This is a genomic window from uncultured Campylobacter sp., assembly GCF_937980635.1.
GTDB lineage: Bacteria > Campylobacterota > Campylobacteria > Campylobacterales > Campylobacteraceae > Campylobacter_B.
The window spans coordinates 133,957-144,342 of record NZ_CALJPG010000024.1 but is presented as its reverse complement, the minus strand read 5'-3'; the positions used below and the strand labels follow the sequence as shown (position 1 = coordinate 144,342).

At 41.5% G+C, this 10,386-nt stretch carries 10 protein-coding genes, 5 tRNA genes and 1 pseudogene; 7 read left to right on the top strand and 9 right to left on the bottom strand.

Going from position 1 to position 10,386, the window contains the following annotated elements:
* A pseudogene (locus Q0460_RS07850) lies at positions 1-413 on the top strand (ribonucleoside-diphosphate reductase subunit alpha); the annotation flags it as partial.
* A gap of 233 nt (positions 414-646) precedes the next feature.
* Here Q0460_RS07850 and Q0460_RS07845 read toward each other — a convergent pair.
* The 9 genes from Q0460_RS07845 to Q0460_RS07805 all read right to left on the bottom strand — a co-directional run bounded on the left by Q0460_RS07845 (position 647) and on the right by Q0460_RS07805 (position 5,953).
* On the bottom strand, positions 647-1,561 hold the full coding sequence (locus Q0460_RS07845) for a DUF3137 domain-containing protein (protein ID WP_299086236.1): 915 nt from the start codon (positions 1,559-1,561) through the stop codon (positions 647-649).
* 159 nt (positions 1,562-1,720) lie between these two features.
* Complete coding sequence (locus Q0460_RS07840) at positions 1,721-2,197, bottom strand: hypothetical protein (RefSeq protein ID WP_297894744.1); 477 nt, start codon at positions 2,195-2,197, stop codon at positions 1,721-1,723.
* A gap of 63 nt (positions 2,198-2,260) precedes the next feature.
* Positions 2,261-3,013 carry a hypothetical protein gene (locus Q0460_RS07835; protein WP_299086235.1) on the bottom strand — a complete coding sequence of 251 codons (753 nt, stop codon included), beginning with the start codon at positions 3,011-3,013 and terminating at the stop codon, positions 2,261-2,263.
* Between the two features lie 40 nt (positions 3,014-3,053).
* On the bottom strand, positions 3,054-3,428 hold the full coding sequence (locus Q0460_RS07830) for a hypothetical protein (protein WP_299086234.1): 375 nt from the start codon (positions 3,426-3,428) through the stop codon (positions 3,054-3,056).
* Positions 3,429-3,476: 48 nt separating this feature from the next.
* On the bottom strand, positions 3,477-3,665 hold the full coding sequence (locus Q0460_RS07825) for a hypothetical protein (protein ID WP_299086233.1): 189 nt from the start codon (positions 3,663-3,665) through the stop codon (positions 3,477-3,479).
* Between the two features lie 10 nt (positions 3,666-3,675).
* Positions 3,676-4,431: a hypothetical protein gene (locus Q0460_RS07820; RefSeq protein ID WP_299086232.1), complete on the bottom strand. Its 756-nt coding sequence runs from the start codon at positions 4,429-4,431 to the stop codon at positions 3,676-3,678.
* A gap of 106 nt (positions 4,432-4,537) precedes the next feature.
* Positions 4,538-4,927: a hypothetical protein gene (locus tag Q0460_RS07815; protein ID WP_299086231.1), complete on the bottom strand. Its 390-nt coding sequence runs from the start codon at positions 4,925-4,927 to the stop codon at positions 4,538-4,540.
* Positions 4,928-5,050: 123 nt separating this feature from the next.
* Positions 5,051-5,416, bottom strand: a complete 366-nt coding sequence (gene imm40, locus Q0460_RS07810; RefSeq protein ID WP_299086230.1) for an Imm40 family immunity protein — start codon at positions 5,414-5,416, stop codon at positions 5,051-5,053.
* Positions 5,417-5,877: 461 nt separating this feature from the next.
* Positions 5,878-5,953, bottom strand: a tRNA-Ala gene (locus tag Q0460_RS07805).
* A 135-nt stretch (positions 5,954-6,088) separates the two neighbouring features.
* On the opposite strand from Q0460_RS07805, the gene Q0460_RS07800 reads away from it, so the two are divergent.
* The 6 genes from Q0460_RS07800 to Q0460_RS07775 all read left to right on the top strand — a co-directional run bounded on the left by Q0460_RS07800 (position 6,089) and on the right by Q0460_RS07775 (position 10,172).
* Positions 6,089-6,163, top strand: a tRNA-Gly gene (locus Q0460_RS07800).
* 28 nt (positions 6,164-6,191) lie between these two features.
* Positions 6,192-6,278, top strand: a tRNA-Leu gene (locus tag Q0460_RS07795).
* Positions 6,279-6,294: 16 nt separating this feature from the next.
* Positions 6,295-6,368 (top strand) — tRNA-Cys (locus tag Q0460_RS07790).
* Positions 6,369-6,388: 20 nt separating this feature from the next.
* A complete protein-coding gene (locus Q0460_RS07785; RefSeq protein ID WP_299086229.1) occupies positions 6,389-6,544 on the top strand; it encodes a hypothetical protein in 156 nt (51 codons plus the stop codon).
* A 58-nt stretch (positions 6,545-6,602) separates the two neighbouring features.
* Positions 6,603-6,690, top strand: a tRNA-Ser gene (locus tag Q0460_RS07780).
* 740 nt (positions 6,691-7,430) lie between these two features.
* On the top strand, positions 7,431-10,172 hold the full coding sequence (locus tag Q0460_RS07775) for an insulinase family protein (protein ID WP_299086228.1): 2,742 nt from the start codon (positions 7,431-7,433) through the stop codon (positions 10,170-10,172).
* Positions 10,173-10,386 lie beyond the last annotated feature (214 nt).

The following is a 10,386-nucleotide window of genomic DNA, read 5'->3' as shown; positions in this document are numbered from 1 at the left end:
ATCTGATGGCTATCGCGCCGACGTCGAGCATCAGCATACTCGTAGGCACCACACAGACGATCGAGCCGGTGTATAAGCGCAAGTGGTTCGAGCACAACCTAAGCGGCATGATCCCGGTCGTCGTGCCGAATTTAAGCCCGAAAACGTGGCAGGCGTACGTACCTGCGTACGAGCTCGATCAGCGCCTGCTAGTAAAGGCGGGCGCCATCCGCCAAAAATGGATCGATCAAGGCCAGAGCTTAAATATCTTCATGAGCCTGGATAAGGCAAGCGGCGGCTATCTGAGCGAAATTTACACGCTTGCGTGGCAGCTCGGGCTAAAATCGACCTACTACCTGCGCTCCGAAAGCCCCGATAGCGAGAAGCTGAACAACGTCGCGGATCGCTCGATCGAATGCGAAGGGTGTCAATAGGATACGGCGGCGCTATGGTTGAATATAAAATTTGAAAAATTTTGAAATTTTTAAGAGCTGCTATAAAATTTTTGTAAAATTTAAGTGGCTCGGGTCGATAGCAAAGCGAAAGCGCTTATTAAAGATTCTTTGCCTTTCGAAGTAGTTTGATTTAATAACGGACGAGCAAAAAAGCGCAGCCTTGGCAAGAACTAAATTGTTTCAACGGCGCTCGCTCAAATTTAAAGCGTAGATTATTCCACCTGCCCGAGCTTTTTGAGATAAGCAAAAATTTTAGCGATCTCGATCATCTTATTTAGGCTTTCGAGCAGTTTTGCGCTTTGCGAGCTCGGCGCGGATTTGAAAATTTCGCTATTTTCAACGCCAATTACGAGGCTGTTTTCACCCAAGAAAAGCTCCGTCTTGCCGAACAAATTTACGGTGATCGTCTGCATATTTTCTAAAATTTTTTTGTTTTGCAAAAATGCGGCGGCGGTGGGATTGTTTAGATATACGTCAAACGACGCGCTTAGATGCGGGCTGTCTTTAAGCAGCTTCAGATCCGATGCGCCGAAGATGAACTCCCCGCGCGGTACGACTAAAATTTTGCTATCGAAAGTCTCGTTAAAATCGAATTTTGCAAAAAGCCCGTCGAAGATCGCAGTATCATCCCTTTTTTTGAGATGCAGAATTTTATCCAGCTCAAATACCCGATTTTCTCTGTTTTTATCGAAATCGCGACTTAGGCAGATGTCGCCGATTTTTATACCAAATTCGGGCGTCTTGCCTACTATAGCGTGCTTGCAAGTACATAGATTTGCCTCTTTACGGAGCGGATTTTTATAAATTTCATCGAGTAAAAACGCGCCGAAAGGCTGAAAGGTAAGGCGCAGCTCCTTTGCAATCCAAAGCAGAAATTCGTTTTTAAAGGCTTCTTCGCTGAGCAATTCAAATTTATGCGAAATGCGCACGGCTAGGTATTTGTAAGCAGGATAAGCAAGAGCTAGCAACACTAATAAAAACAGGAATGAGAAATCTCCGAAATCCTTGCGCATAGCGATAAACAGCGCCAGTACTACTGCCGCCACGCCGCCACGCACCTTCCAAAGCGCCACATTGCGCGTTCCATCTAGTTTTTGCTTTTTTAATTCGTAAGAAACAAGGCTCATCGCTATCCCTGTGAGTGAAATTTGACGCTCATTATAGCGAAAAATGGGATTAAATCAAGCTTGGTGCATAGATAGGTGCTATATTTATTTTGCCAGGACTTAAAAGATACGAAATTTTAGAAAATTACCTCTTTCCTTAAATATTTGCATTATAAAATTTTAAAAGTAATACACATAGCAGCCTCGGTCATCGTATATATCAAATAAAATCGAAAATTTCTCTTTATTGTTTACGGCTAACTGAACTCTAATGTTCAAAGAGGGCTCTTTTGCCAGCTCAAAATTAAAATGGCGCAGCAGTATGGATCTCAAAAAATTTGGCTCAAGCGTCTTTTCTTTTATAAAAATAACGCCCGCTCTGGCGCCGTTTTTATAAGGCTTAGCTTTTGTGTATTGCCCCTTCATATTTTTAAGAAGATATTCTTCTATTTTCTCGTCTCTTTCCCAAAAAAGAATTTTATAAACTACGCTATCTAAGTGGCTTGCTTTTGAAATTAAAAACATAACTAGCCTTATTTTAGCCTCTACATCGATATTTTCAAAATCTATTCTTGATCTGGCTACGCCTCTTTTATTTCTACTTATTTTTCTAAATTCTATATCGAAATTAGTTGGGTCTATAATGCTTTTTATCATTGCCGCCACCCTTCAAAGCCCTTTTGCTGCGTGATATTATGCAAGCTCGCTCTAAATCCTTATCTACTTTTTCCATTTAAATTTTAATTTCTTTCGCTTCATTTTTATAAAATTTTCCAGTTGCTTATCGGTAAAATTCAAAATCTCTTTTCGGTTTTGTAAATTTACATAGGTGTGCCTTATATTGCAATTACCGAGAAAGGCGGCTTCCCAGTTCTTAATTAGCCAACTCGAGCTTATCGCATATTCCCGTCCTTTATTCGAGTGCATTTTATCGCTATAGCCAATAGGCGCAAACATACCGGAATAAAACCCCTCCAGATAGGGTAGTCTCGGGCATCCTTCCGTATCGGTCGCGACGATAAATTTTATCTTTCGATCATACGGACGAAAAGCCTTGTGACACTCTATAATATCTCCATTTTTTAGATCGTCTTTGAATTCTAAAAATTTATAAGTAAATTTTGCAGGAATTTTATCATTTACCCTTTTGTATTCAGTTGCAAGGCTATCGTAATAAGAAAATATGCTTATATTTCTGGACGGCTCGGTATCACATATGAAATCTAAATTTTCCAATATCCACTTTTTAGAAATCAGGCCATTATTATTTTTCGCATTAGCTTCGGGTGGCAATACTATAAACTCCCCCGAATTATCGCCGTTTATACGCAGCAGGTTATTCCAGCTACAAAATAAAAACCGCCTTTGACCGATCTGCAGTATATCGCCCTCTGCGAAATTTTCTCTAAAATTATTAATCGAAAATTTCCTTCTACCTCTTACCGGTATTATCTTTTTATAATTTCTTTTCATGGCCTTTCTTTTGTTTTATTATTAAATCGCCGCACACTCGCTAAATCCCTAAATGCAAAATATATAAATCATTTTTAATTGCCGAATCGATTAGTTCCAATAGGTAGTCTAATTGCTCGATAACCGAGGATTTATTTAACACACAATTTTTATCAAAAACAATCTGCTCATCCGCGCTCAAGAGAAGTGACTTCCAAGAGCATATTATATCTCTAAATTTAGATTTATCTTCTATCCAGCTATAGTCATAGTAATTTAGACCTTTTTTCAAATTTTCCTCATCGTTCCATGTGGTTTGTACCCACTCAAGAGAATACAAAATATGAAGTATCAGATCATCGCTAATTACTACGCAATGCTCTTTAGAGAAAATATTTTCTTTTGTCTTTTTGAGTAAAAATTCATGTTTAGGCATACGGCTCCTTATTGTTTTAAAATATGACTTTAATAAATCTCGACCTAGTTATTCGCCAAATTTCATCCAAGCAGCGGCATATTCTAGCGTTTCATTCCTAAAGTATTTGCTAACTATCTTATATTCGTCTTCTGGAAATATCTGCTCTTGATAGGCGCTAAAATACGCCCTGTTTTTCTCTATAAAGAAATAGATATATTCCTCATACTTGCCCAAATCGGTCTCTATTAAGCGCATTTGCCAATCCTTATAAATTTTTGCCCTTATAATACTTCTCCCAAAATTTTATCGCATTTTTTATCTCTTTTTCAAAATGTTTGAATGGTATATAAATTTCTTCTTGTTCGTAGGGTTTTAACTTTTTATATTTCTTGGAATGCGTAATTCTCGCAATATCTTCATAATTTTTTTGTAAAAAATCTATGATTATTTTTACCTCATCCCTGCTAAATTGTTTTGCTAGCGCCCGCCGCATAGGCGGTGCAAATGCTTGAATAAACATATCTTCTATAATCGCCTCATCGCCGAAACGCTCGTAAAAATCAATAAAATCCAGGATATAATACCTAAAAGCATAGTCATTAAAGACACTCAAATCTCCCGATAAAAGTTTGATCGTGTCATGGTCTAAATCACACAGTTCTTTACCGCACAGATCTTGCTCGATAAGCTCATCCTTCTGTATAGGATCTGTTATAATTTCCGGCTTTTGCAGTTTAAGCCGCGCCTTTAGCGCTTTTATTCTATTCGATAAGTTCATTTTGTCCTCCTTTTTAGAAAGCGTAAAATTTGAGCTTGGCTTATAATACTCTTTTACTCTTATTAGATATATCAAATACAGGATCAATCCTATGATAAGCAGTAGTTGCATAATGACGGATTGGGTTGTGGCTACGACATAGACTTTGCCTCCGCGATAACCGCCTTCCGCTAATAGTTTATGAAAATTTAAAGACGATAGGATAATAAAAAATATCGTCATTACAATTCTTACCGGTTTCATGGTTTTAAATTATCCTTATATGAAATTCCAAGGACGGTTTGTCGCCTTTTATCCAATCAAAGTCCAAGAATTTCATCGATAAATACGTCTCGCTCAAGATTCAAATTTATCCATCTAGGCAGTATATGTCGTTGTCCAAATCCACATTATTATCTGCTAATAGTTTCAGCAAATTTGCATTATAATATAGACCGGGCATGCTATTATAACTGTAAACTACGACTCTTAGCAGCTTTTTCACGCTTTGTAATTTTATACTCCTCGCGACATTTATATCTGCTAAAAATTTTCTAATTAGATCTCCCGCAAAAGGTATATCATAAAATTTTTCCTCTATGCTAAAGCCAAAATTTCTGTATTTTAAAATAGAACCTTTTAGTTTCAAATCTCCTTTGCGCCAGGCTTTTGTTACAGATATGCCGTTGCTGCTTATTGTCTCGGATAGATCTCTATCGCTTTCGATCGATAGTATTAAAACTACTTCGTTGTCTTTCAAAGCTACTCCTAAAATTTTTTATATCCCATCTACGCACACATCGGCATTTAGCTCGGTGCATATTTTTATATTTATCTGAAAATGACTAAAAGCCAACATATTCTGCATTGTAAGCCAAAATTTTCATTTGGACACCCGCCCAGGACAAATAGTTGGGCTGTATGCAAAATCATCTCCGTTTCTAGCGCGATACTTAGTGATATATTCGATTGCCAATTCGAATGCATTGTCATCTTCCTCTTCGGTATACCAGTTGTCATATGTGATTATGGGCTCATTACCGTTTAGGCGATATACGTCTCCTCCTAGGATAATCATACCTTTGCCTCTTGTGATTTTTAGCACCTCCATTACATCGTCAAATCTCCAAGCAATATCATAAATTCCGTACTCTTCTCTTAAGCGTATACCGCGCTCTAGCAGATCCTGCGGCACGATATTTACATAATCTTCATCTATAAACGCCGCGCCATCTTCTTCAACTGACATAATCTCTCCTTTCATTAAAATTTAATTTATTGCAAAGACTTTTCTATATCATTTATTAGGCGATGAAGCGCTTCGAGACGACTAGAACTCGGATGATTTTGGTTTAAAATTCTAAAACATCACTATATTTCATCGTCTTTATATCGCGCTCGCCAAAAGATGGAGGTATATATTTTTCGTTCATCTTAACATTTTTCGCGATATAGTTCTTGTTTATACCATTTTTTCGTTTTTTTGCGATATACACATTAAAAATGTTTTTATAACGATATTTATCGCTCTTTCTGTAAAACCGACCTAATAGGTTTTAACTAACCTAATAAACAACTGAATTATTTTAAAATAATTATAACATAAAAAGAAACAAAAATAATTAAAATTACTAAAAGCCCTAAATATCCGTATTTAAAGGAAGCAAAAGAGATCTAAAAGAAGTAATTGAAAATTAAAAGTAGCTTAAATGGTGGAGTTAAGCGGGATCGAACCGCCGACCTCTTGAATGCCATTCAAGCGCTCTCCCAGCTGAGCTATAACCCCAATAGAGATTTTGTAATTTTACATTATTTTACTTACAAAATTTTTAAATTCCGGCGCTACGCCAAAATTTTCTCTGCAAGGGTCGCTATAAAATGAAATTTTAAGCTTGCATTGGGTAATATTTCATTTCTTTGCGCGGGAATAGCTCAGTGGTAGAGCGCAACCTTGCCATGGTTGATGTCGCGAGTTCGACTCTCGTTTCCCGCTCCATTTTACATTCTGTTTTTGTATTAAATGTGCCCGGATGGCGGAATCGGTAGACGCAAGGGACTTAAAATCCCTCGGAATTTTTTCCGTGCCGGTTCAAGTCCGGCTCCGGGCACCACCTAATAAGCCGGCGTGGCGACATAGCCAAGTGGTAAGGCATGAGCCTGCAAAGCTTTGATCCCCGGTTCGAATCCGGGTGTCGCCTCCAGATCCTAAAAAGGAGTTATTATGAGATACATACTAGCGGCTCTTTTGGCATTGATGGCTTTTAGCGGGTGCTCTAACACTTGGCACGGTGTAAAAGAGGATTCGCACAACGCGGCTCAATGGACCAAAGAAAAGGTTCACAACGGCGCCGAGTGGGTCGGAGAAAAAACCGAATAAATTGTGCGTGCAGGTCTTGATCTGCGCGAACCTACGGCGGGGTCTACCCGCCCTTAATCGGGAGATGGCTGAGCGGTCGAAAGCGGCGGTCTTGAAAACCGTTGAGGTGAAAGCCTCCTGGGGTTCGAATCCCTATCTCCCGGCCATTTTAATCTAATCCGAAATTCCCTTTTAACTTCAAAAATTTTAAATTTTATTTATACTAATTTTCATTTAATGCTCTTTAGGCTAAAATTTTATCCTGTAGCAAACGGCAGTTCGGGGCGGCGCGTTTATAGGCGGAGCGCTAAAATATCATGCGGCAAAGATGCCAAGATCGTGCGTCAGCGGCTTGTTTGATCGATACGTGCTAAAACAGCGCATGGCAAGAATAGGGCAATGTAAAATTTAAATATTTGTCCGTATGGACATAAAAGCGACTGTGAAAGATAATTGCGAAATTTAGCCGTGGAATTTCAAAGCTTAACAGCCCGCCGCGCTTGGTGTAAATTTAAAATTTATCGACTCGCGCTTTTTAAATTTAGCCCGGGTGTAAGTAAATTTTAAAATTTGCGCCCGTGCCGCCGCGCAGCTATGCCGCCGCCTCAGCGCGCAGATAAATATCAATGCATTTGCCGATTCGGGCGATGCACCAAACGAGAGAAGCTGCTCGGTACGGAGCTAGAGCCGGTAAGCTTGCGAAGCATACCGGGGGTGGCACAGCGAATAGGCGAGCAGTCAAGTAAAAAGTAAGCGAGCCTAAGAGATATCGCAGGCTGACGGGTCGAGGCGAGCAAATCTAAAAAATAGCGCAGAATGGCGCGGGCGGGCGGCTTGATAAGCCGAAAGAGAAAAGTCTGCCGAAATATCTGCGAGACGGAATTTTACTATAAATAAAGGGCTTTAAATGCGAAAAATTTTACTATTTTTACTGCTTTGCGCGGGAGCTTTTGCGCTTGAGTGGGACGGAGCCGTCCTGCGGGGAGCGCTGCCAAACGGGCTTAAATACTATATTTTAGAAAATTCCGTGCCTAAAAATTCCGCCGTTTTCTATCTGATCGTGGATGCGGGCTCGATCGATGAGAGCCCTAATGAGCGCGGGCTTGTGCACTTTATCGAGCATATGTCCTTTAACGGAAGTCGCGATTTTAGCAAAAACGAGCTCATCAAAAAATTGCAGAGCCTGGGCGTGAAATTCGGCGCCGACGTAAATGCGCAGACGGGCTATGACAGCACGATTTACACGCTTAACATCGCGGTTAACGAAGAAAATTTAAAGGACGTTTTTAAAATTTTTGCTTCGATTGCGGACGGAGTGGAGTTCAATCCGCTCGAGCTCGTAAAAGAAAGAGGCGTCATAATCGAGGAGGCGCGCAGCCGCGATACGCCGATCGCAAGGCTTTACGAGCGGATGGATGAGGAGCTTTACGGCGGCAGCGCGTATTTTAATCGTGCGCCGATCGGCGATATGGCGGTCGTAAAATCCGTAAGTGCGCAGCGAATCAAGGAGCTTTATCAAAAAATTTACCAGCCTAGGTCTATGAAATTTATAGCCGTGGGCGATTTTAAAAGGGATAAAATTTTAAAACTGCTAAAGCAAAATTTTTCGCCTCTTAAAAATACAAACTCCTACGCCCGCCCGGATATGGGCATTCCGCCGAGACAGGGTTTGAAAATTTATAACTACGATACGAACGAAACGTCGCTAAATTCCGTCAAAATTTCGTTTTGGGAGGAATTTGCGCCCCCAAATAGCGAGGCGAATGCGAGAAAAATTTTAAAAAGCGAGCTTATCTCAAGCCTTATTTCTACGATTTACGAGCGAGCGAAGGCTAGCGAAGGCGCGCTGTTGCGAGTTAATTTTTCCAGATCGAATTTGCAGTTTCAAAAAACGATCTATAACTTCGACGTCGCCGTTTTGGGCGGAGATTTTGACGGCGCGATCTCGCAGGCGCTCGGGCTAATCAAAGGCTTGCGAGATAGCGGCTTTGACGCGCGCGATTTCGCCCTTGCGAAGGATGCTTTGATCAGCTCGCGGCACAGCGCCTTTGAGCGCAAAAAAAGCGCAAATTCCGCGTTTTTTGCAAGAGAGATTCTTCATGCCGTAAAATCAGGAGCCGTCCTGCCTAGCGCTGCAAAACAGCGTGATTTGGACATAAAGCTGCTGCGCGAGATCAGCCTGGAGGAGCTAAATTTAGAATTTAAGCGCCTGACGGATCTGGGCGAGGTGCACGCAAGCGTTTTTAGCGGCTCAGAATATAATCTGGATGAGGCTAAATTTAAGAAGCTGCAAAGCGGCGCTAAGGCGGTAAATACGCATGCCGCGCATAAAAAGCTGCCGGGTAGCTTGGTTTCTAAAAACCTGCCTGAGGGCAAAATTTTAAGCAAGAGCTTTGAGCCGCGATTTAAATTTTATACTTACCTGCTTGAAAATAACGCGACCGTGATCTTAAAGCCGCTTAAGACGCGCAAGGATTTCATCTCGTTCGCCGCGGTAAGCAGAGGCGGAATGTCCAATCTGGCGCATCCCGGGCTCGGCAGTTTTGCCGCGATGCTTTCAAACGAAAGCGGCGCAGGCGAGTTTAACAATTATGAAATTTCGCAAATTTTAAGCGGGCGGCAGGTGAATTACCGCAAAAACATCTCCGCATTCTCTCACGGATTTTACGGAAGCTGCGGCTCGCAGGATCTAAAATGGCTGCTGGAAGCGATAAACTTGGAGCTCAGCTCTCCGCGCACGGACGAGAAGGCGCTGCAAAATTTAAAGATCAAATCGCTCGACGAGCTTGCGCGAAACGAGAAGCTGCCCGGGTATAAATTTAGCAGGGAATTTAGTGAGTTTTTTTACGGCGGCAATGCGCGAATGCGCCCGCTAAGCGCCGCGCAGATCAAAGCTCTTAACGCGGAAGAGTTAAAAAAGATCGTCTATGATAAATTTAGCAACGCTGCATCCTACACTTTCGTACTTAGCGGCGATTTTGAGTTAAAAGATGCCGAAATCCTCATAAAAAAATATCTGGCGAGCCTGCCCGCTCGCGGCGAACGCGAGGATTTTAAAGACGACGGCATCCGCAGCTTAAGCGGACGGCATGTTTTTATGCGCAACTATCAAAACTCTCCTAGAAGCGACGTTGCGCTTACCGCGATAAACAGATCCGCTCCGTATTCGCTTGAAAATGCGATAAAAATTTCCGCCCTAGCTTCGGTGCTTCAGGAAGCACTTAGAGAGCGCATAAGAGAGGATGAGGGGCGCACTTACGGCTTTTCGGTCGCTTCGAGTCTAAGCCGCATCCCGTACGAGCACTCGAGCCTTCATATTTCGTTTTCCTGCGCGCCGCAAAATACGGATCAAATTTTATCCGCAATTAGAGAAATTTTTGCAGAAATCGCAGGCGGCGGATCAGACGTAGCGCGGCATCTTGAAAATTTTAAAAAATCCCAGATCATCACGGCGCGTACCGCTCGCGAAAGCCCTGAGTTTTGGAACGACGCGCTCGTAAAATACGCGCTTTGGAATGAGGAGATCGCCGATTTTAAGACCTTTGAAAAGATCATAAATTCCATCTCGCCGAAGGATATCGCGGAGGCGGCGCAGACATATATTTTTGACACCGATGAGACGGTGAGGATAAATGCGCCGAAATTTTAGCGGGCTCGGCGCATTTAAATTTTGCTCGTTAAATTTACTCGGCGAGTTTAAATTTAACGGCGCTTGCACGGCAAATTTCGGCTTCGTAAATTTATGCAGTTTAAAAACGAACTCAAGAATAAAGCTCAATTAAATCCATCTGCGTCACGCATAGATTTTAGATAAATTTTATTACAAAATGAAATTGCTTTACCGATATATCGCTATTTTGTTA

Excerpts from the sequence above, each read along its gene's own strand:
- Q0460_RS07820 (WP_299086232.1), bottom strand. The coding sequence starts at position 4,431 with ATGAAACCGGTAAGAATTGTAATGACGATATTTTTTATTATCCTATCG.
- Q0460_RS07785 (WP_299086229.1), top strand. The coding sequence starts at position 6,389 with ATGAGATACATACTAGCGGCTCTTTTGGCATTGATGGCTTTTAGCGGG.
- Q0460_RS07825 (WP_299086233.1), bottom strand. The coding sequence starts at position 3,665 with ATGCGCTTAATAGAGACCGATTTGGGCAAGTATGAGGAATATATCTAT.
- imm40 (WP_299086230.1), bottom strand. The coding sequence starts at position 5,416 with ATGTCAGTTGAAGAAGATGGCGCGGCGTTTATAGATGAAGATTATGTA.
- Q0460_RS07775 (WP_299086228.1), top strand. The coding sequence starts at position 7,431 with ATGCGAAAAATTTTACTATTTTTACTGCTTTGCGCGGGAGCTTTTGCG.
- Q0460_RS07830 (WP_299086234.1), bottom strand. The coding sequence starts at position 3,428 with ATGCCTAAACATGAATTTTTACTCAAAAAGACAAAAGAAAATATTTTC.
- Q0460_RS07845 (WP_299086236.1), bottom strand. The coding sequence starts at position 1,561 with ATGAGCCTTGTTTCTTACGAATTAAAAAAGCAAAAACTAGATGGAACG.
- Q0460_RS07840 (WP_297894744.1), bottom strand. The coding sequence starts at position 2,197 with ATGATAAAAAGCATTATAGACCCAACTAATTTCGATATAGAATTTAGA.
- Q0460_RS07835 (WP_299086235.1), bottom strand. The coding sequence starts at position 3,013 with ATGAAAAGAAATTATAAAAAGATAATACCGGTAAGAGGTAGAAGGAAA.